This is a genomic window from Paenibacillus sp. FSL H7-0331 (genome assembly GCF_001956045.1).
In genome coordinates, this window is the sequence record NZ_MRTH01000002.1 from 412,211 (window position 1) to 433,772 (window position 21,562).

23 protein-coding genes are annotated in these 21,562 nt (G+C 43.5%); 20 read left to right on the forward strand and 3 right to left on the reverse strand.

Annotated features, from left to right (window positions below):
- Positions 1-21: 21 nt before the first annotated feature.
- The 3 genes from BK127_RS04635 to BK127_RS04645 all read left to right on the forward strand — a co-directional run bounded on the left by BK127_RS04635 (position 22) and on the right by BK127_RS04645 (position 3,548).
- Positions 22-888 (forward strand): hypothetical protein, encoded by an 867-nt coding sequence (locus BK127_RS04635; RefSeq protein WP_076228818.1) that lies wholly within the window; start codon positions 22-24, stop codon positions 886-888.
- Between the two features lie 244 nt (positions 889-1,132).
- Positions 1,133-1,420, forward strand: coding sequence for an STAS domain-containing protein (locus tag BK127_RS04640; RefSeq protein ID WP_076228819.1), 288 nt, complete (start codon positions 1,133-1,135; stop codon positions 1,418-1,420).
- A 34-nt stretch (positions 1,421-1,454) separates the two neighbouring features.
- Entirely contained in the window at positions 1,455-3,548 is a 2,094-nt protein-coding gene (locus BK127_RS04645; protein WP_083689049.1) for a sensor domain-containing protein, read from the forward strand.
- A gap of 31 nt (positions 3,549-3,579) precedes the next feature.
- Here the strand turns inward: BK127_RS04645 and BK127_RS04650 are convergent, their stop codons facing one another.
- Both BK127_RS04650 and BK127_RS04655 read right to left on the reverse strand, forming a co-directional pair.
- A complete protein-coding gene (locus BK127_RS04650) occupies positions 3,580-4,311 on the reverse strand; it encodes a ZIP family metal transporter (protein WP_076228820.1) in 732 nt (243 codons plus the stop codon).
- 151 nt (positions 4,312-4,462) lie between these two features.
- A complete protein-coding gene (locus tag BK127_RS04655; RefSeq protein WP_256711169.1) occupies positions 4,463-6,223 on the reverse strand; it encodes a sigma-54-dependent Fis family transcriptional regulator in 1,761 nt (586 codons plus the stop codon).
- A 227-nt stretch (positions 6,224-6,450) separates the two neighbouring features.
- Between BK127_RS04655 and adh the strand changes: the two genes are divergently transcribed.
- The 5 genes from adh (at position 6,451) to nudK (ending at position 12,172) form a co-directional block, all read left to right on the forward strand.
- On the forward strand, positions 6,451-7,971 hold the full coding sequence (adh, locus tag BK127_RS04660) for an aldehyde dehydrogenase (protein WP_076228821.1): 1,521 nt from the start codon (positions 6,451-6,453) through the stop codon (positions 7,969-7,971).
- 12 nt (positions 7,972-7,983) lie between these two features.
- Positions 7,984-8,349 (forward strand): DUF779 domain-containing protein, encoded by a 366-nt coding sequence (locus tag BK127_RS04665; protein ID WP_076228822.1) that lies wholly within the window; start codon positions 7,984-7,986, stop codon positions 8,347-8,349.
- A gap of 166 nt (positions 8,350-8,515) precedes the next feature.
- Positions 8,516-9,772 carry an erythromycin esterase family protein gene (locus BK127_RS04670; protein WP_076228905.1) on the forward strand — a complete coding sequence of 419 codons (1,257 nt, stop codon included), beginning with the start codon at positions 8,516-8,518 and terminating at the stop codon, positions 9,770-9,772.
- Positions 9,773-9,942: 170 nt separating this feature from the next.
- On the forward strand, positions 9,943-11,145 hold the full coding sequence (locus tag BK127_RS04675) for a methyltransferase domain-containing protein (RefSeq protein WP_076228823.1): 1,203 nt from the start codon (positions 9,943-9,945) through the stop codon (positions 11,143-11,145).
- A gap of 79 nt (positions 11,146-11,224) precedes the next feature.
- Positions 11,225-12,172 (forward strand): GDP-mannose pyrophosphatase NudK, encoded by a 948-nt coding sequence (nudK, locus tag BK127_RS04680; protein WP_076228824.1) that lies wholly within the window; start codon positions 11,225-11,227, stop codon positions 12,170-12,172.
- Between the two features lie 84 nt (positions 12,173-12,256).
- Here the strand turns inward: nudK and BK127_RS04685 are convergent, their stop codons facing one another.
- Positions 12,257-12,811, reverse strand: a complete 555-nt coding sequence (locus BK127_RS04685; RefSeq protein WP_076228825.1) for a DJ-1/PfpI family protein — start codon at positions 12,809-12,811, stop codon at positions 12,257-12,259.
- Between the two features lie 528 nt (positions 12,812-13,339).
- Here BK127_RS04685 and BK127_RS04690 point away from each other — a divergent pair.
- From BK127_RS04690 to BK127_RS04750, 12 genes are all read left to right on the forward strand, one after another.
- A complete protein-coding gene (locus tag BK127_RS04690; RefSeq protein ID WP_076228826.1) occupies positions 13,340-13,915 on the forward strand; it encodes a sulfurtransferase TusA family protein in 576 nt (191 codons plus the stop codon).
- A 58-nt stretch (positions 13,916-13,973) separates the two neighbouring features.
- The gene (locus BK127_RS04695) at positions 13,974-15,122 is read left to right on the forward strand and encodes an MBL fold metallo-hydrolase (RefSeq protein ID WP_076228827.1); all 1,149 of its coding nucleotides are present in this window, start codon (positions 13,974-13,976) and stop codon (positions 15,120-15,122) included.
- 59 nt (positions 15,123-15,181) lie between these two features.
- On the forward strand, positions 15,182-15,664 hold the full coding sequence (locus BK127_RS04700) for a DsrE/DsrF/DrsH-like family protein (protein WP_076228828.1): 483 nt from the start codon (positions 15,182-15,184) through the stop codon (positions 15,662-15,664).
- Between the two features lie 75 nt (positions 15,665-15,739).
- A complete protein-coding gene (locus BK127_RS04705) occupies positions 15,740-16,006 on the forward strand; it encodes a metal-sensitive transcriptional regulator (protein WP_076228829.1) in 267 nt (88 codons plus the stop codon).
- Positions 16,007-16,051: 45 nt separating this feature from the next.
- Entirely contained in the window at positions 16,052-16,405 is a 354-nt protein-coding gene (locus tag BK127_RS04710; RefSeq protein ID WP_076228830.1) for a rhodanese-like domain-containing protein, read from the forward strand.
- A gap of 224 nt (positions 16,406-16,629) precedes the next feature.
- Positions 16,630-17,127 carry an SRPBCC domain-containing protein gene (locus BK127_RS04715; RefSeq protein ID WP_076228906.1) on the forward strand — a complete coding sequence of 166 codons (498 nt, stop codon included), beginning with the start codon at positions 16,630-16,632 and terminating at the stop codon, positions 17,125-17,127.
- A gap of 167 nt (positions 17,128-17,294) precedes the next feature.
- On the forward strand, positions 17,295-17,618 hold the full coding sequence (locus BK127_RS04720) for a low molecular weight protein tyrosine phosphatase family protein (protein ID WP_076228907.1): 324 nt from the start codon (positions 17,295-17,297) through the stop codon (positions 17,616-17,618).
- A 100-nt stretch (positions 17,619-17,718) separates the two neighbouring features.
- Positions 17,719-18,261, forward strand: coding sequence for an NADPH-dependent FMN reductase (locus BK127_RS04725; protein ID WP_076228831.1), 543 nt, complete (start codon positions 17,719-17,721; stop codon positions 18,259-18,261).
- A 230-nt stretch (positions 18,262-18,491) separates the two neighbouring features.
- A complete protein-coding gene (locus BK127_RS04735) occupies positions 18,492-19,169 on the forward strand; it encodes a stalk domain-containing protein (RefSeq protein ID WP_076228833.1) in 678 nt (225 codons plus the stop codon).
- A gap of 223 nt (positions 19,170-19,392) precedes the next feature.
- Positions 19,393-19,659, forward strand: a complete 267-nt coding sequence (locus BK127_RS04740) for a CD3324 family protein (protein ID WP_076228834.1) — start codon at positions 19,393-19,395, stop codon at positions 19,657-19,659.
- 136 nt (positions 19,660-19,795) lie between these two features.
- A complete protein-coding gene (locus tag BK127_RS04745) occupies positions 19,796-20,593 on the forward strand; it encodes a class I SAM-dependent methyltransferase (protein ID WP_256711170.1) in 798 nt (265 codons plus the stop codon).
- A 46-nt stretch (positions 20,594-20,639) separates the two neighbouring features.
- The gene (locus BK127_RS04750) at positions 20,640-21,140 is read left to right on the forward strand and encodes a shikimate kinase (RefSeq protein ID WP_083689056.1); all 501 of its coding nucleotides are present in this window, start codon (positions 20,640-20,642) and stop codon (positions 21,138-21,140) included.
- The last annotated feature ends 422 nt before the right edge of the window (positions 21,141-21,562 follow it).

Consider the following 21,562-nt stretch of genomic DNA (forward strand, 5'->3'; position numbering starts at 1 on the left):
AAAGAATGGAGCGTTAAGCGAATGAACAAAAAAATGATCCTTTTTTTAAGTGTACTTGCCCTCGGTTTGTTGTCTGCCTGCGGTAACGCCAACAATAATACACACTTGTCGGGTCATGAGGCTGACAATAAACAAGGGGATGCACAGCAGCACGCAAGCAGTCAAGGCGGGCATAACATGAGCCAATCCATGGTATCTGACAACGTTAAAGCGTTGTTTACGTTTGCTCCAACCACTGTGAAAGCAAATGAGCAAACCGAGCTGACCATACAAATTAATGGGAAAGACGGGAAGCCTGTAAACGAGTTTAATCTGAATCATGAGAAATTACTTCATCTTATTGTCGTCAATCATGATTTGTCGTTCTTTAATCACATTCATCCTGAGTACAAAGGAAGCGGCAAGTTTACGATCAGCACTTCTTTTCCAGCAGGCGGCGACTACAAATTATTCGCTGACTTTATACCAACCAATGGATCCAGTACAACGCTAAGCGAACGGATTCAGGTAGAAGGTAAGAGTGGGGATCATGCAGCTATCGCAGCCGACGCCAAGCTTGTCAAAGAGACGGACGGTAAAGAAATAGAACTCGCATTAAGCAGCACCAAACCCAAGGAAGAAGTAACCCTTACGTTCAATATTCGGGATGCCCTGACGAAGAAGGGTGTTAATAATCTGCAGCCTTATTTGGGGGCTGTAGGCCACGTTGTTATCTTATCGGCTGATGCGGAGCAATATATTCATGTTCACCCGATTGACGAAAAGTCAACTGGCCCCCAAGCCCAGTTCGCAACCTCTTTTCCGAATAGCGGCATTTATAAGCTATGGGCACAGTTTCAACATAACAATAAGGTTATTACTGTACCCTTTGTCGTTGATATCAAGTAACACCATCATGTTGGCTCATAATCGAATATATGATGTACCCCAAATCCCTGTAACATCTTATGATGTATGGGGATTTTATTTGATTTGCCAGTGCTCTCTGAAATTTCTTTCACAGATTCAAGTGATCCATATCACAGATAAATAATCCCATAAGCGGTATGGTTAGGTAGACCTACTCCAAATTACACTCGACATACAACCTCAGTCCTAACCATTACGTTTGAATTTATTGGGAGGCTTGCTTATGTGCTTTGAAATACAGGAAAGTGACCATCAAATAATCCTCATTCTAACCGGATTTATCAGCGTTAATGAAGCAACCTCCATCAGGCAAAAATTGTTTCCACTCCTGCAACAACGATTTCACAGTATCACTTTCCAGCTTGGGAACGTTACGGAAATGGACAGCTCCGGGCTTGGTCTCATGCTGGCCGTACAGAAAATCGCCGCAGATTATAATGCCAGTATTACGTATACAAACGTGTCTGAACCATTAAAAGCTCGTCTTCACATGGCTGGTATATCGTTGTAACGCATGGGCGCTGCTGCAGAGAGGGGTCTACTTAATGAATATAGATGAACGACATACAGATGCCCTTTGGGATAAACTAGTAGCTAACAATCTTGTAATGCCTTATGCCCGTATATTTCAAGATTCGCAGGAAGCGATTATCATCACGGATCGCCATTCAAGGATCGTAATCGTGAATCCTGCTTTCGTATCCATTACCGGTTATAGTGAGTCAGAAGTCATCGGGCAAAGACCGAGTTTATTGAAATCCGGTCGTCAGGATTCGGCATTTTATGTCAACATGTGGGCTTCCATACATAGGGACGGAAAGTGGCAGGGGGAGATTTGGAACCGCAGAAAAAACGGGGAGATTTATCCCGAGTGGCTCTCCATTCATTCTGTAAAAGACGAGAACGGGATTTTGCTCCATTACGTCGGGATGTTTTCGGATATTACCCATCGCAAGCATACGATTTCCAAGCTTCGTCTGCATGCGCAAGTGTTCAGCAATTCCAGCGAGGGGATTATGATTACGGACAAACAACTCAAAATTTTATCCGTCAATCAAGCCTTTACCACAATGACTGGATACACAGAAGAGGAAGCTGCCGGCCATACACCGCGACTGCTTCACTCTGGATTGCAGAATCAATTTTTTTACATCAAAATGTGGGAAACCATTCACACGACCGGACTTTGGGAAGGTGAAATTTGGAACAAAAGAAAGAACGGAGAAATATACCCCGAATGGCTGTCCATAACGACCCTGCGTAATGAAACGGGAGCGATCACGAATTATATCGGAATGTTCACGGATATTACGGAACGTAAGCAGTCCGAGGAGCACCTGAAATATTTGGCCCATTTTGATAAGTTAACAGGGCTGCCTAACCGAACCCTGCTCAGCGAATTAGTTAATGCAGCTATTACAAAGACAGTGCAAACAAACCAGAAGCTGGCGATATTTTTTATCGATCTCGATCGGTTCAAGATGGTCAATGACTCTTTGGGACACAATATTGGGGATAAGCTGCTCCAGCAGGTCGCTGATCGTCTGAGCTCAGTCGTAAGAATGAACGATATCGTGTCCCGGTTGGGAGGTGATGAGTTTATTATCGTTTTGCAGGATTTGCAGGAGCAAGAAGAAGCGAGACAAATCGCCATGCATCTTATTTCCAGTATCAATAAACCTTTCTGGGTTGACGATAATGAGCTTTATATTAACGCTAGTATAGGCATCTGCATGTACCCGACACATGGGGGCGATTTCGACACCCTGCTTAAGCATGCCGATTTAGCTATGTACCAAGCTAAACTCCAAAAGGGTGGATACCAGTTCTTTAATGAAAGCATCCTCAGCACCTTTCTGCGTAAGCTGGATCTGGAGAATGAGCTAAGGTGGGCAATCGCTAGGAATCAGTTGACCCTCCATTATCAGCCGCAGGTTAATGCACTAACCGGTGTCCTCGAAGGTATGGAAGCATTGTTACGGTGGAATCATCCCACGCTGGGTTCTGTCCCACCCGCAGAATTTATTCCAATAGCGGAGGAGACAGGTGTCATTATGGAGATCGATAAATGGGTATTGAAGGAGGTCTGCGCCCAGCTCAATCGTTGGCTAACCGCATCGTTGACTGTACCATCGATTGCTGTTAATTTATCAGCCAGGCAGTTTCTTGCGCCAGACTTGGCAACAAGCATTCGCGATATTGTGATCGAGACGTGCTGCGACCCGCAGCAAATCGTAATCGAAATAACGGAAAGCAGCAGCATGCATGATATGGAATCGGTGCTGCATATTTTGCGTGAGATCAAGTCGTTTGGTTTCCAGATTGCGATAGATGATTTTGGAAAAGGTTATTCGGCGCTCGGGTATATGAAGCTGTTCCCGATAGATATTCTGAAGATTGATAAGAGCTTTGTTCAGGAGCTGACCAGCGATTCGAAAAGCCTGGTTATTACAAAAGCTATTATCGATATGTCACATGGTATGAAGCTGCGGGTCATCGCTGAAGGAGTTGAGACCATGGAGCAAATAGAATGCTTGCAGACTATGAAATGCGACCTTGTACAAGGTTATGTAATTGATCGGCCAATGCCTTGTGAGCAGCTCGAAGCACGTTACTTAAGGGAAGTCTGTTCGAAGTGACCGGACGATTCGCATTCACAACCGATGTGGTTTAACCGAACCAAACGAGAATGCATACCATCATTAACAGACCCACAATAAACGAGAATGTGGCTGCTTTTTCATGCCCATGTCCGTGTGTCTCTGGGATTAATTCTTTATATACGATGAATAGCATTGCACCGGCGGCAAAGGAAAGTCCATAAGGAATCAGCTTTGAAAAGGAAGACGTCAGATGAGCGCCGAGGAGACAGGCTAGCCATTCAATTGAACCCGTGAGTACAGCTAATCCAATCGCGGTGCTTCGGCGTATTCCTTGATTCGTCAGAAATAACGCAATCAGCAGACCTTCCGGGGCATTCTGCAGGCCGATGGAGAGAGCCACCACATTACCTAAGCCCTCAACCTGACTGGCATAGCTGACTCCTATGGATAACCCCTCAGGCAGATTATGCAGTGACATAGCGACAACAAGAAGGAGGGACTTGGAGTCCAACTGCACACCGGATTTGGCATGTTCGATATCTGCATGTGGCAGGTATTCCTCCAGTACACTAAGGGAAGCAACGCCTAACAGAACGCCACAGCATAATACGAACAGATTGGAAAGCTTTAATGCAGTTGGCATTAAACCATAGACGGAAGCTGCAACCATAATGCCCGCTGTCAAAGCCAGCAAAATGTCCATATGGCGATGGGACAGCCGTTTGAATAGAAGGACAGGCAGCGCGCCTATTCCGGTGGAAACTGCAGAAAGAAACCCCCCAAGCATCATCTCATTCATGTAAACCCTCCACGTAATCCATCCATTCTTATTTTTAGGTATATGTACAACCTGTAAAATTAGAATTGCAGCCAATGAGCAGTTAATCTCATGAAAAAAGATGCAGGCGCACGTAAGGGTGCAACCTACATCTCGATGAAAGTTGAGGTTATTAAAATAAGGAAATGTTGTACTCTTCAATTTTACGATATAAAGTCGTTCGTCCAATTTTCAAATGACTGGCGGCCTTGCTAAGATTCCATTCCGTGGCTTTGAGCGCCTTCTTGATCGCTGTGATCTCTGCATCTTTCAAAGTGTGTAAGTGGTCATCACCCGATTCTGCTTGAACGAACCCATCGGTTTGTTCAAGCATCAGATGCTCAGCATCGATAGCCCGTCCTTCAGCCAGAAAAATGGCTTGCATGAGAATGCCGTTAAGCTCTCTGATATTGCCCGGCCAGCTGTAGGCAAGCAATTTATGCTGCGCTGCTTCTGTTAGCACAGGACATGGGGTAGCATGTTTTTGGAGTAAATGAACCGCTAACAGTATCACATCACTTCGTTCCCGCAATGCTGGCAGCGCAATGTGTATTCCTTTCAAACGGTAATACAGATCGGCACGGAATCGGCCTGCCTTTACTTCAGCGGCTAAATCCTTGTTCGTTGCTGAAACGATTCTCACATCAATTGCTTTACTTTTCGCGCTGCCTACCGGGGTAATGACACCTTCCTGCAGCACTCTTAATAAGGCAGCCTGTGCCCGAAGTGGCATGTCACCAATCTCATCCAGGAAAATAGTACCCTTATGGGCAGCCTCGAATTTCCCTGTATTGCCGTCCTTGTTTGCGCCTGTGAAGGCACCGCGGGCGTATCCGAACAATTCGCTCTCAATGAGACTGTCAGGTATCGCACTGCAATTCAGGGCAATGAATGGCCCCGCATAACGCAAGCTGGCTGTATGAATCGATTGTGCGAACAATTCCTTGCCCACACCGCTTTCACCCAGCAATAAGATCGGATAGTCGGTTGCAGCCGCCTTATAGGCCAGCTCCTTCTTCTGCAGGATAGTTGGGCACGTACCGATAATTTCTTTAAACGTATACAAATGCTGTTCATCTTCCGCTTGCTTGCGAATAGAGACGGATTGCCACAGCTTTTGATGTTCATTATGAATCGTTTCAACGGAGAAGCCTTCCATTTTCGTAAATTCCTTGCCAATCGCATCATGACCAACAATTCGGATGGCCGCATAATTTGCTCGCAGGATTCGATTATCCCGACTGAGTGTGAGCAGCGGCAAAGGATGATGTTGAGCTGTATGCTCAAGTTCTTTTAAGGTAATGAGATGCTCTTTCTTCGATTCCTCCAGCAGCATTTTGTTCTGCAAGGAAGCGGCGGCCAGACAGGCAAGGGGAAACGTATAAGCGTGGTAATGCTCCTGCTTGCCACTAATATTGATGACACCGATCAGCTCACCGATGGAATTGAAGATCGGGGCCGAAGCGCAGGTCAAGAAGTGATTGGAGTTAAAATAATGCTCTTCAGCATGCACTCGAACAGGTTTTCTCTCTGTAAGGGCTACCCCGATCGCATTCGTTCCTTTTCTTTCTTCAGCCCAGTTGGCTCCCACTTGTAATTGAACAGCTAACGCCCGACGCGAGAAATCAACATCTCCCACCGTATGAATGATCGTTCCTTCTGCATCGATTAGCAGCGCGATCTGACCGGATTGCTTGATGCTGGCGTGCATCTGATCGAATACCTGCTCCGCGTAATGGATGGTTTGCTCGTTATTTCTTAATAGAGTATGAATACGACTTTCGGTTAAGATGGCATCGTCTACAGGGTCGCTTGGCTTTAAACCCAACTCATGACAACGCTTCCATGAAGATGCCGCTGATTCTGATAAAAAGTTATTTTCCACTGAAAACACAATGAACACCCCCAACGAAATTGGTATCCTTCATCGATCATACCATAGTTGCTTTCATTCATGTTAGCTGTAAGAAAGAATGTTCCAAAATGGAACAACCCCTTTGTACCAGAAGGGAACAGATTCTATAAAACGCTTACAAAAGGGCTGATCGGGTGGTGTCAAACGCATTGGCACGATTATTGCATGTATATAAATTGTAATTTATTATAGGGAGGCTGAGCGATATGATTTATGCACAACCAGGTCACAACGGTTCCAAGGTTACATTTAAAAAACGGTATGAGAATTTTATTGGAGGTCAGTGGGTTGCACCTGTTAAAGGCCAATACTTTGACAATCCGTCACCTGTCAATAACCGTGTATTTTGCGAGGTTCCCCGCTCGACATCCGAGGATATCGAATTGGCTTTGGACGCGGCGCATGCGGCGAAGGATGCATGGGGCCGCACATCCGTTGCGGAGCGTGCCGTCATCTTGAACAAGATTGCCGACCGGCTTGAAGCGAATCTGGAAATGCTGGCGGTTGCCGAAACCTGGGATAACGGCAAGCCGGTTAGAGAAACGCTCGCAGCTGATCTTCCGCTTGCTATCGATCATTTTCGTTATTTTGCAGGCAGCATCCGCGCTCAGGAGGGTACGCTCAGCCAACTGGATGACCATACGGTAGCCTACCATTTTATTGAACCATTAGGGGTCGTTGGTCAAATTATTCCTTGGAATTTCCCGCTGCTGATGGCGACCTGGAAGCTTGCTCCGGCTCTTGCAGCCGGCAATGTAGTCGTCATGAAGCCCGCTGAGCAAACGCCGGCATCTATTCTGGTGTTGACTGAGCTTATTCAAGACCTGCTGCCACCTGGTGTGCTCAACATTGTGAACGGCTTCGGACTTGAAGCAGGTAAACCACTTGCCTCGAGCAGTCGAATTTCAAAAATTGCTTTTACCGGTGAGACAACGACAGGCCGCTTGATCATGCAGTATGCTTCACAGAACCTGATTCCGGTCACCTTGGAGCTGGGGGGCAAGTCGCCGAACATTTTTTTCAAGGATGTACTCGCACAGGATGACGCCTTCTTTAATAAAGCGCTCGAAGGCTTCGCTATGTTTGCTCTGAACCAAGGGGAAGTGTGCACCAGCCCGTCACGCGCTTTAATACAGGAATCGATATATGAGCAATTTATGGAAAGAGCCTTGAAGCGTGTTGCTGCCATTAAGCAAGGCAATCCATTGGATACAGACACGATGCTTGGGGCTCAAGCCTCCACCGAGCAGGTTGAGAAAATTATGAGCTATATCCATATCGGTGCAGAGGAAGGTGCGGAATGTCTGATCGGAGGCAATCGGGCAACAGTTGAAGGAGATATTTCTGAAGGCTACTATATTCAGCCGACGATTCTCAAAGGACATAACAAGATGAGAATTTTTCAGGAGGAGATCTTTGGACCGGTGCTCTCCGTCACGACGTTCAAGGATCAGGAGGAGGCGCTTGCTATCGCCAATGACACGCTCTATGGACTCGGTTCCGGCGTGTGGACTCGGGACATGAATACAGCTTACCGGATGGGCCGCGGCATTCAAGCTGGCCGTGTATGGACTAACTGCTACCATGCTTATCCTGCCCATGCAGCCTTCGGCGGTTACAAGAGCTCAGGCATTGGCCGCGAGAATCACAAAATGATGCTTTCGCACTACCAGCAAACGAAAAATTTGCTTGTCAGCTACAGTCCCGACGCACTTGGTTTCTTCTAAGAGAGCCACAACATGACGACGGGAGTGAGCAAGGTCATTGCTACCGATGCGGCATTAGAGCTGCTCGAGACGATCAAGGCCAAACATGGGCCAGTCATGTTCCATCAATCCGGAGGCTGCTGCGATGGCAGCTCTCCAATGTGCTACGCACAGGGAGATTTCATCATTGGCGACAGTGATGTGTGGCTGGGTGACATCGGCGATGCGCCCTTTTATATGAGTAAAGTCCAATACGAGTATTGGCAGTATACTCAGCTCATTATCGATGTGGTGCCAGGCAGAGGCGGGATGTTCTCGCTTGAGGGGCCGGAAGGCCGCCGTTTTCTGACTCGCTCCAGGATATTCACTGAGGAGGAGCGTCGTATGCTGGGTCTGTAGGTTATTATACCAAGCATCAGAAGCCCTGTTTCCTTTCTATTGAAGGGAGCAGGGTGTATTTGTGTTTCATTTAAGCAGTGAATGTTTTGTCATGAATACGTGCAAACTTTGGAAGAACGGAATCGATCAAGCACGTAAGGAGTGACGATGGGTGAAGGATCAATTGATGATGCAATCGATTCGCAAGCATGCACAGCCTTTTGTTAAAGAAGAAAGCCTGAAAGTGCTCATCGATCGAGTGGGTGATGCCAAATATGTGCTCCTTGGTGAAGCGTCACATGGAACCTCGGAGTTTTATACTGTTCGTGCTGAGCTATCCAAACGTTTAATTACAGAAAAAGGATTTCGATTTATTGCGGTTGAAGGCGATTGGCCTTCATGCTATACGTTGAACCGTTACGTTAAGGGGTATTCGGATGCCGGAGTGGAGGCGAGGGAAGCATTAAAGGACTTCAATCGTTGGCCTGCCTGGATGTGGGCTAACCGGGAAATCCTTGAGCTTGCCGAATGGCTGCGTCAATATAACGAGGACCAACCGGACCATGCAAAAGTCGGCTTTTACGGGATTGATGTGTACAGTCTGTGGGAATCCATGAGTGAAATTGTTAAGTATCTCGATACGAAGGACAGTGCAGATCTGGAGCTCGCTAAGCGGGCTTTTGAGTGCTTTGAGCCGTTTGGTCGGGACGAGCAATCATATGGCGCATCAGCATCTCTATTTGGGGAAGGCTGCGAGGATGAGGTGATCGCTTTGCTGCGTCAGCTGCAGGATAAATGGAAGGATGTCCATCCGCAGGATCAGGAGAACGCGCTCAGTGCTGAGCTGAACGCATTGGCTGTTAAGGGGGCAGAGGCCTATTACCGAACCATGATTCGCCATGATGCCGAGTCCTGGAATGTCAGGGACCGACACATGGTCGAAGCGCTGGAGAAGCTGATGGAGTTTCACGGAGAAGCTGCCCGTACTCTTGTGTGGGAACATAATACCCATATTGGGGATGCGCGTGCGACAGACATGGCTGATGACGGAATGGTCAACGTGGGCCAGCTGCTGAGGGAGAAGCATGGTAGTGACGTATACGCTATCGGCTTTGGTACCTATCAGGGTACTGTTATAGCAGGCATGGCTTGGGGGGCGCAGCCAGAGGAGATGAATGTGCCACCTGCTATTGTGAATAGCTGGGAGGAATTGTTGCACCGAGAAGGAGCGGAGGATAAGTTGCTATTGTTCGATAAATCAGAAAACGTTTTGGATGAGACATTGATCGGACACCGAGCCATTGGCGTCGTGTATCACCCGGAGCGGGAAAGGGGAAATTATGTTCCTACAATCATTTCGAAGCGTTATGACGCGTTTATTTATATCGATGAGACGAAAGCGTTGACTCCCATATATAGCTTTGCAGCCTACGTAGAAATGTGATCAATTCATTCATAATCAGTTGTTTACGACTACAGCCTCTGCATGATTGGGGGTTGTTTGTCTGTTTAATAAGGTTTCATTATGGGAAGCGAGCCTCAGAACGATATGCTATACTCATGCCATGGGCCCCGAACCCAACAAGATTTGGAATTAAAAGGGGAAAAGAATAGATGGCTGATAAGAGCAATTACTTAACTACCGGGCAAATGGCCAAGCGAACGGGTCTGACTGTAAGGACTTTAAGATATTATGACCAGATTGGTTTGTTAAGCCCTTCGCAGAACGTTGATCCTTCTAAACGTATGTATAGCAAACAGGATATGATCAGATTACAAAAAATACAGACCTTAAAATATATTGGGTTGTCCCTCCAGGAAATCACCAAATTACTTAATGATTCTTCATTGCTTGAACAAGATTTACGCAGTTCACTGGCTTTGCAAAAAGAAATCATGCTGCAAAAAACAGCGCATATGAAATATGTAGTAAGAGCAATCAGTGAGGCGATGGACTTATTAGACGAACAAAAGGCTGATGTGGACTGGGGAGGCTTGGCGGATCTCATTCAAATTGTACATACAGAAAAGGACTGGGCAGAGCAATACCTGACTGCATACCGACTGCAAGCAAGGATCGAGCTGTACGACAAATTCAGTGTCAATACTATCGGTTGGCATCATTGGTTCTTCGAACATTTAAGGAATCAACCTGATTTGAAAATATTAGAGCTTGGTTGTGGGAATGGCACCTTATGGGCTAGAAATATAAATCGAATTCCTGAGTCCTGGAATATTACGCTCACCGACCTGTCTGCTGGTATGCTGGATGAAGCTCGTAAGCACATAGACGAGTCTGATAATCGATTTAAATACCTGATAGCAGATGCCCAGAGTATTCCATTTCATAATGAACAATTTGACATCGTGATCGCTAACCATATGCTATATCATGTGTCGGATATTCCTAAAGCACTATCTGAAATATACAGGGTCATGAAGTCCGATGCCGTATTGTACGCTTCAACTATGAGTAAGAGCCACTTGCGGGAAATCGAGCACATTGCCAACGCATTCGATCCCCATATACAGGTGTTAGATCCGGTTATGGAAAGGTTTGAGTTTGATAATGGAACCGATATGCTTGAAGGTTTGTTCTCAGAAATCAAGCTGATCCGGTATGAGGATGAAATGATTGTTGACCAAATTCAGCCACTTCTCAATTACATCACCTCGACACCGATGAATGCCAGAAGCATTTTGACCGGAGTCAAATTGGAGAAATTCAAGTCCTTTTTGCAGGCTATACTTGATCGTGACGGCAGCATTCATATATCCAAAGATACGGGTTTTTTCCAGGTCAATAAAAAAGCTTGAAGGTGACGTAACGTAACCCTATATAATCGAAAAAGATCAGGCATCCAAATGATCTATCAGATTTCAGGGAGGTTAAGTCGTGAATCAACAGATCCGAATCATTAAAGAGGAAATTTTATCCGACAACTGGTATGTACTCAAGAAAATAACTTTCATGCGGCCCAACAAAGAAGGTAGCTGGAAAACCCAAGCCAGAGAAGCCTACGACCGAGGAAATGGAGCTACGATCCTGCTATACAATCGTGAGAAGCAAACCGTAATTCTCACCCGACAATTTCGGATGCCAACTTATGTGAATGGGAATGAAACCGGACTTTTAATTGAATCGTGTGCGGGCTTGTTGGATAAAGAAAATGCGGTGAATTGCATTATTCGGGAAACGGAGGAGGAAACAGGATATCGGGTAACGAGCATACAAAAAATCGGTGAAGCTTACATGTCACCAGGTTCTGTTACCGAGATGCTGTACTTTTATACTGCCGAATATGCAGATCATATGCGAGTTGGCGATGGAGGCGGCTTGGAGGAGGAACAAGAAAACATCGAAGTGTTAGAATACCCGTTTGCGGAAGCTATTAACATGGTGAAAAATGGTGAAATCAAGGATGCAAAAACGATTATGCTGCTGCAGCACGCTCAGATTAACAGATTATTGGGACCCCCAAAAGCACAGCATATTCTAATTGCCGGTCCTTATCGCTCAGGAACTGGAGATGACCCCCGTCTGATTGAGCACAACGTTAGCTTGATGAACAATATGGCCCTTGACGTATATGAGAAAGGCCATTTGCCCGTATTAGGCGAGTGGTATGCGCTGCCTTTGATCGAGAAAGCGGGCTCACTTGCAATAGGTGACGATATATTTAACCGGATCTTTCATCCTTCATCCATCCGGCTGTTACAATGCTGTGATGCGGTGCTTCGAATTGGCGGACCCTCACAAGGTGCTGATGAGATGGTAAGGATCGCGATGGAACAAGGAAAGATCATTTATCAAGATATTTCGGAAATCTCTTCAATTAAATAAAATGTACATATCAAACCAGACTTTCAGCCTTTGGGGCCGGAGGTCTGGTTTGATGTGCGGATTTCACGCTATCTAAAAAACTTATTATTTCAATAATCTAAGAAATTCTCTCATAAATCCGGGCAGATCCGGCCAGGCATGTCCTGAAACAATATTGCCATCTACCTGCAAAGTCTCAGAGGAGTAGATCGCACCCAGGTTTTCCACATCCGGACGGCAAGCTGTATAGGCAGTCATGGTCTTGCCTTCAAAATATTGATTGCTTTTCAGGGCATTAAGTACTAGAACGGCGTGGCATATAGCACCAACCGGTTTATTAGCTTCAAAAAAGTGACTGACGATCCGTGGAATATTTTCATTCAGTCGGATGTATTCAGGAGCGCGGCCGCCTGGGATAATAAGACCGTCATATTCAGTCGGATCTACTTGATCAAAGGCTATGTGCGATTCCAATTGATATCCCGGCTTCTCTGTATAAGTGTCCCAGCCCTCAAAATCATGAACGACGGTCCGCAGCACTTTTTTCGTTGGCGAGGCAATGACAGCTTCGTAACCTTCTTCCAGAACGCGATAGTAAGGGTAATAAATTTCTAATGATTCCACGGCATCTCCAGTGATGAAAAGGACCTTTTTAGACATTCAATCACTCCTGAAACAAATTTGGGTATTTATCCCATATACTAATTGTATCGAACATTTGTCTCTTGTAAAGAGGGACTTATCCTACAGTGAATATTAATCGACAGTAAGTGGGAACATGATAGAAACCTGTATTGAACTAGAGATAAGGAATGGTGTTCATGGTTTCATTCTTGATCACGTTTATGCGATTGATAAACGGCATTTGGAAAAATATTTACAATGATTTATATCGTGGTCGGAACCGGATTGTTTGTGGGTTTGATGTTTCATGTAGCCCGTGCGATATTAAATCGACAGGAAGATAACAGTACAACGGATAAATGATAAAGTCGCGGTTTCAACTCGATAAAGAATCGGGTACCGACGGCTTTTCTTTTTGTCATTCCTCAATGAAACGGAGCGAGTGATCGGAAAGGTTCGATTGTTAAGTACGTCCTCTCTTGACATGAATGAGATAATTGATTAGTATGTTTCATATACTTATAGGGGTATATGTATATAATATAAAATATGGAGGTAATAAGGATGTCAGTAATTCATGTAGATCAGACACTGGATTGTAGAGGGCTTGCTTGTCCGATGCCTATCGTCAAAACCAAAAAAGCAATGAGTGCTATTCATTCGGGTCAAGTTATAGAGGTTCTAGCAACGGATAAAGGTTCATTAGCTGATTTTCAAGCATGGGCTTCAAATACGGGACATCAGTATCTGGGGACTGTTCACGAAGGTAACGTTTTGAAGCATTTTATTCGAAAGGCGAACCCAGATGAGGTTAAAGAGGAACTGAAGTATATGCATACTGTAACCAATGGAGAGCTGTTGAGACGGATAGAGGCCAATGAAAAACTAACAGTTATAGATGTGCGTGAACCAGCAGAATACGCTTTTAACCGGATTCCAGGAGCCGTTTCCATACCATTCGGTGATTTGGAACAACGATGGCATGAGTTAGATCCGAATCAGACTTTTTATATGATTTGCCGTACCGGAAATCGAAGTGATCGGGCATGTCAACTGCTGGCTGATAAAGGATTTACAGCTGTAGCCAATGTGTTAAACGGAATGTCCGATTGGAGTGGACCGACAGAAAGTAATCAATGAACCCATTTTCAAAAGTACGCCCACAGAAAGGTTGTCAGTTGAAAGGGGACTTATCTATATGTTAACTACATCACAAATACAGCCAATGACTGCCAAAGAATTAACTCGATTCATCATAAATAAGCAAGATTTATTTATTCTTGATGTTCGAAACAAAATTGATTTTAACAATTGGAAAATTGAAGGTAAGGGCATTGAGGTCATTAATATTCCGTATTTTGATTTGTTGGATGGTGTGGATGCTGCACTTGAACAAATCCCGGTTGGGAAGAAGGTTCTGGTCGTTTGTGCCAAGGAAGGGTCATCCATATTTGTCGCTCAACAAATCATCGAAGCCGGGCGATCCGAAATCTTTTATCTTGAAGGTGGCATGAAGTCCTGGAGTGAGCATTTGGAGCCTGTGAAAGTTGGGGATCTTACTGATGGCGGTTCGATCTACCAGTTTATTCGCATTGGCAAAGGGTGTCTCTCCTACATGATTATTTCTCATGGTGAAGCAGCCGTTGTGGATACGGCCAGAATGACCGAAGTTTATGAAAGCTTTGCCCAAGAACAGCATGTTCAGATTAGACACACCCTGGATACCCATCTCCATGCCGACCATATTTCTGGTGGTCGTTTATTAGCGGAACAAGTGGGAGCAGCCTATTGGTTACCGCCCAAAGACGCAACTGAAGTGAAGTATAATTATGAAAGGCTTGAAGAAGGTCTGGTTATTCCTGTTGGAAACACCCAAATCGATATCCAGCCCATATACTCTCCGGGCCATACCATTGGTAGCACCTCCTTCATTGTGGATGGAAGATACTTACTTACAGGCGATATTTTATTTATCGATTCCATAGGTCGTCCAGACTTAGCTGGTAAAGCGGAGGATTGGGTCGGAGATCTTCACGATACATTATACAACCGTTACAAAGAACTACCTGATGATTTGATCGTCCTGCCCGCGCACTTTGGCAAGATTTCCGAGCTTGGTGCAAACGGAAGTGCTTCTGCCAGCTTGGCTGAGCTGTATCTCAACAATCCGGGATTAAATATAGAAGATGAGGCCGAATTCAGGTATCAGGTAACGAAGCATTTACCGCCGCAGCCTCATGCATATCAAGAAATACGTCAAACGAACATGGGGAAAATGGAGCCGAGTGAGGAAGAGCAGCGTGACATGGAGATGGGACCAAACCGCTGTGCGATTCACGACAAATAAACACGAACCTTCATTACACCTTCCTTAGCTCAACCTATGTGAAAAAGGGGATATAGAACATGGACAATAATAAAGAAAGAACCACAATTGTCTTATTCAGCGGCGAATTGGATAAGGCGATAGCTGCCTTTATTATAGCGAACGGTGCTGCAGCTTATGATCATGATGTGACGATTTTCTTTACCTTTTGGGGTTTAAACACGCTACGTAAAGATGAAATTGTAAATACGCAAAAGGGTATTCTTGAAAAAGCATTTGGTTGGATGATGCCGAGGGGAGCCAATAAATTAGGTTTGTCAAAAATGAATTTTGCAGGCATGGGTCCGCAGATGATTAAACACGTAATGAAAAAACATAATGCCCTGTCACTGCCGCAGCTGATTGAGTTGGCACAAGAGCAAGGTGTAAAGCTGGTTGCTTGTACGATGACCATGGATCTCCTTGGTTTACAGCAGGAAGAATTACTGGATGGATTGGAATATGCAGGAGTGGCTGCTTATCTGGGAGATGCCAGCCACGCAAAAGTGAATCTGTTTATATGATATTGGCTAATTGCATTTTTTTATTTATAATATACCTATACAGGTATGAGTTTAATGAAAGGATGTGTGATGAGTATGGAATACAATTATACCGAGGATATGAAAAAACGGTTGAGAAGAATTGAAGGCCAGGTGCGCGGGGTTCTGCGATTAATGGAAGAAGGTAAAACCTGCAAGGAAGTCGTGAGCCAGTTATCTGCGGTAAGAAATGCATCGGACAAGGCTTTAGCACAAATTGTCGCTGTTAATTTGCAGCAATGCTTGCTGGAAGAACAGGCCGCAGGAAGAGATACGAGCAAGCTCGTTCAAGAAGCAGTTGAGCTGCTGGTCAAAAGTCGTTAATTGTTGCCATTCATATATGTAATTAGTGATCAGGGAGGATCTTCGATGACTGTTGTTGTACTGCTTCTAATCATTAGCGCTTTATGGATTATTCGAATGGTTCGTCCCGTGAAAGGATTGGCTTTCGTCGATTCCAAGGTATTATCCAGTCCATCGGAAGCCATGACAATGAAAATTCTAGATGTTCGGGATGCAGCCGATTACCGCAATTGCCATATACCGAGCTCGATCAATATATCCATAGGCCGTTTGCCTTTTGTGTGGAAACAAGAGCTTTCACCCAATGAGTCTATCCTTATCGTGTCTGAAAGTCCTTACAAAAGTAAAAAAGCTGCGCGTCTATTGAAAAAACAAGGCTTTGACCAATTATATGCACTACGAAACATGAATTGCGCATAGTAAAGTGAAGTCGAGAAAGGTACAGTCACTCACGAAAAGTGGGGGGACAGTATCTTTTTTTTCTGGAGGGGAAGAAGCCGTTATTCCTTTTATATGTAAAATCATACCTATGAATCTCTGAAAAAAACAAATATTCCTTGACAGGAATATTCCGTTTCAAGTATATTTAATGTATCAAATTAAAGGAGGAAAATAACTTGTCAAATGAACATGCAACCAACAAAATGACAACGAAGATCGAAGGCCGGGAGCTGGTACTGGAGCGTACCTTTGACGCGCCGCGCAAGCTTGTGTTTCAGGCATTTTCAGAGGCTGAGCATTTAAAGCACTGGTGGGGCCCGAAAGGCTGGTCACTTCCGGTATGCAACATTGATTTCAGACCCGGAGGCGTCTGGCACTTCTGTATGAAATGCACAGATGAGAGTCAGGAATATTATGGTCAAGAATCTTGGGGCAAAGCCGTTTACAAAGAAATCATCGCGCCGGAGAGGATCGTCTACGTCGATTCCTTCTCGGATGCGGAAGGCAACACGGTAGCGGATATGCCGGAGACGCTAATCACGATGACCTTTATCGAACAGGAAGGCAAAACTACAATCATTAGTCGCGCTGAATACGCATCGGCCGAAGCCGTCAAAACCGTCCTTGATATGGGTATGATCCAGGGAATAACTGAAACTTACGATAACCTGGAGCGCCATCTGAATGATATCCAAAAGTGACTGTAGGAGAAAGGCTATCTGGCTTTGAAGCCGGCCATTGAAAAAGTTCCATAGATGCAAGAAAGGTACAGTCACTCACGAAAAATGGGGAGACTGTACCTTATTTGTTCTGTATAATTAAACCTGAAGAATTTATAAAAAAGATAAGCAAAGGGAAGTGTGACAACATTCAAATCCTATTTATATGCAGTAAAAATAAATGGCGAAGTTTAACGGCAGAACAGATATTTAACGGACGTAATGGACATGAGGTGAAATCAGCAGGTACGGAAGAGAAAGCGAGGATACGGGTCACTGAAGGACACATTGGGTGGGCGGACCTTATTTTTGTTATGGAGAAGAAACATTTAAGAAGGTTAAAGGATAAATTCAGTATAGAGATCTCACAAAAAAGGGTCATTTGTTTAGATATCCTTGACGACTTTAACTTTATGGATCAGGATTTAATTGAAATTCTTGAGTCAAGAGTCCAAGAATACATAGAAATATAAAAAATGCTGCTCCAATACGGATTAGTGTGAGAATTGAATTTTAACATGGAATCGGACTTTAAGTACCATGACGAATAAAGGAATAAAGGGAGGCAGTTTGATGGGCAATACTTTACGTATATTGGCAATATCGGGAAGTCTACGCGAAAAGTCTTCCAATACAGCTTTAATGAAGGCCATTATTGCATTATCCTCAGGGGACATTCAATTTACCATTTATGGTGGGTTGGGCGATCTTCCGCATTTTAACCCGGATCTCGATCTCGACGATGGACCCTCTTCAGTACAAGAGCTGAGGTTACAGCTGAAGGAAGCGGATGGTGTGCTTATATGTACACCTGAGTATGGTAACGGTGTTCCAGGTGTGTTAAAAAATGCTCTGGACTGGCTCGTATCTTCAGGCGAGTTTATGAATAAACCTACAGCAGTTATCAGTGCTTCACCAACACCTATGGGTGGCGATAAGGCACATGCTTCGCTCCTGCTTACTCTCAATATGATCAACGCTGAGATTATTGAAGGGGGTACGATGATGATACCGCACATCACTTTGAAATTAAATAAAGAAGGCGTTATTACCGATTTTGAAACGAAGCAGAGGCTGCTAGCCGTGCTAAAAGCGCTTGAGAAGGTTTGCCATTAATCCAGATGGCTATACTATCTGCGCTGCGGCTGAACGGACCACAATAAAAGACATGATTTGGTGGAATCAATGCTATGGGTAGTTGCCGCTCGGGTGTTAGTACTTGGAGTAGATGTTATTTTAGATTTCGGATGTTTGACCGTAAGATTAAAGCTTTTATTATATATGTATGGTAATATATGGTTATATAATCATATATGGGGGAGGCGTGTTATAATATCAAAAAATTCATGTTAGGTATAATCTTTGGGTTATGTTTATCCCTTGGTTCTGTAGTTTACGCATCAGACTCAATCCAGAGCATTCTAGTAAATGTGAATATTTTATTTAACGGTATTAGAAAAGACGTGGGTAGTGAGTACTCAGTTATGAACTACCAGGGGCACATCTATGTTCCAATCCGGTTTATAGCTGAGAACATGCCTTCAACCATTGATTATGATGATCGTAAGAAAGAGATCCGCATTGAACAAAAAAGCGTTAAAATCGAAAAAGGCTTGGCAGCCCCAGTCCCTTTTGTCTACTACGAAAGAAAATATCAAAACGGTACATTATGGAATCAGGAAATTCCTATTCTTCAAGGCAGTAGTTGTTGGAAGGGCTGCGTTGAATCCATCAGACCTTATTCATATTTATTGAAAATGGTTGATTATCATCCAGTCGTTGTCGCTCCTGGTTCATCCATTTTGATTCAATATCCAAAAGGCATGGAGCCCAATTCAATAGGAATAACAAGAGTTATCGCCCAAGAAGCAGAAAGCGACATGATGAGTGACCGATTTGAGGACATGATATTTGAAAACCAGAGAATTCATTTACCTAATGAAGCTGGTACATATAACATATGGATCAAATCACTGTGGACTACAGGGGATACTTCCTACATTTTTGCTGTAGAAATTAAATAAAATGCTATCTGAAAGGAGGGTTACCGTGCTGAAGATCAGCTTCGTGCAGAATTTAAACGATAAAATTTGGCTCCGTGCAAAGTCTGAACTATGAACAACGGCGGTTGTTTGTATGGAGCAAGAAATAGCTATCCGCCTAATATTTGTCTAAGTTGTTAATTGTTTGTAGTAAAGACTTTGTACCCTTAAAAATATCAAATTTTTTTTAAGGAGCAGAGCTATTTTGAAATATGTAAACGCTGAAACCATCTTACCGCAAGAGCTATTAAACGAGATACAGAAGTATATACATGGTGTCATACTTTATATCCCAAACCCTGAAGGATTGCATAAGAAATGGGGCGAAAATTCAGGGGGCAGACAATATTTAAACGCTCGGAATGAAGAGATCCGTGGAAAGTTTTCAAAAGGTGTTTCTATTGATCAACTTTCAGATCTATTTTGTCTTTCCAGTTATAGTATTAAAAAAATCATTTACTCAAAAAAATAAGATTATTAAAAAGTCACATCAATGAATCCTGATGTGATTTTTTATGTAATGTATAATTTCTAGTCGATTATTATACATTTAAATACTTCTGACCTTGTTATAATAAAATTCATCACGAGGTATGGGGGGTAATTTAGTGGATAACAGTAAGGTAAAAACAATTTGGAATAAATGGTCTGAAACATGGTATCAAAGATATAGAACAGATGAAGCGATTTTGAAAATAATTAACAATCCTGAGTCAGCATTCCATCATACTACATATTCAATGATCAAAAAGGCATTGCCAAATTTGCAAGGAAAGAGAATATGTGTCCCTTCTAGTGGTGACAACCATGCTGTTTTTGCTTTTCATTTGCTGGGTGCAAAAGTAACATCATGCGACATATCGGAAAGACAGTTGGAACATAGCTCATCCATAGCACAAAAATACGGTTGGGATATTGAATTTATCTGCGATGATACAATGAAGCTCAGCAAAATTGAAAGCGGTCAATTTGATTTTGTATATACATCTAATGGAGTCCATGTATGGATTAACGATTTAAACTCAATGTATAAAAATATCCAAAGAATTCTTAATAACGATGGTGTTTATATCATGTATGAGGTACATCCTTATACGCGTCCCTTCGGGAATGATACCGCAAAATTAACGGTTGTTAAGCCATATGATTCGGTAGGACCATTCATAATAGAAGAGGTACCCAGATATACTTGGCGATTACAGGATATAACAAACGCTATTACTTCAACAGGATTTGGTATAAAGCATATCGAAGAAATGTATGCAGAAGATGGTTCATATTGGGTTGATGAATCAACAGCTGAAAGAGACTCACTCTCAAAACAAGCGCTGGATAATCTATGCAACTGGAAAATGAACCCCTTGGCCGCTCTTCCTCAGTGGTTATCGCTATATGCAGTTAAATAACGTTATCCAACGAAACCAATACCAACTAGCAAAAGTGAGGATGAATATGAATATAGTTCTTATAGGTATGTCTGGAGCTGGTAAAAGCACTTTAGGTGTGTTGCTTGCAAAAGCTTTAGGAATGGATTACGTGGATACAGATATTGTCATACAACAACAAGAAGGTAGGTTGTTACAAGATATAATTGATAATGATGGTATCGAAAAATTTATGGAAGTCGAAGAACAAATTGTGTCTGGATTGAAGCTGAAAAATTGCATTATATCTACTGGTGGAAGTGTTATATATTCAGAAAAAGCTATGAATGTCCTTAAACAGGGTGGACAGATTGTTTATTTACATGTCCCATATGAAGAAATTAAAAGAAGACTAATCAACATAACTACCAGAGGTATTGTAATAAAGAAAGGAAATAGTCTTAAAGACGTTTACGAGGAAAGAGTTCCTCTATACGTTAAGTATAGTGATACAACTCTTGATTGCTCAAATAAGGATATAGAATGTTGTGTTAGTGAAATTATAGAGAAAATACAAGAAAGTGAATGAAACAATATTTGCCCCGAAGGAGAATTTGAACTTTGTGTTCGTGGTTGAAGATACTGAGTAATTACGAACGAAGATAGATAGTGGAGGGGCTTGCCATAAGACAGCTCCTCTTTTTTTGTTAAAGTAACGGGAGTTTTGTTTAATGTCAGGACTATTGGTGGTATCTCAAACCATTATGATACGGAGCTGAAAGGCGACATTCACCTGCATCTGCGTTGGAACCGGTAGGGGACGCACAACTTCTTTGATTCCACTCATGGGGGACTGCGGCACGTATAGGAGAAGGACAGGGTTCTGCCAATGGTTATTCCACCGAAAAACCTTGCCACAGCACGGTTCTGTAATATCCTGAACAAATGAATATAGACTGATATCCGTTTGGAGAACTAGAATGAACACAGCAAGTCAAGAAGCTTAAACAT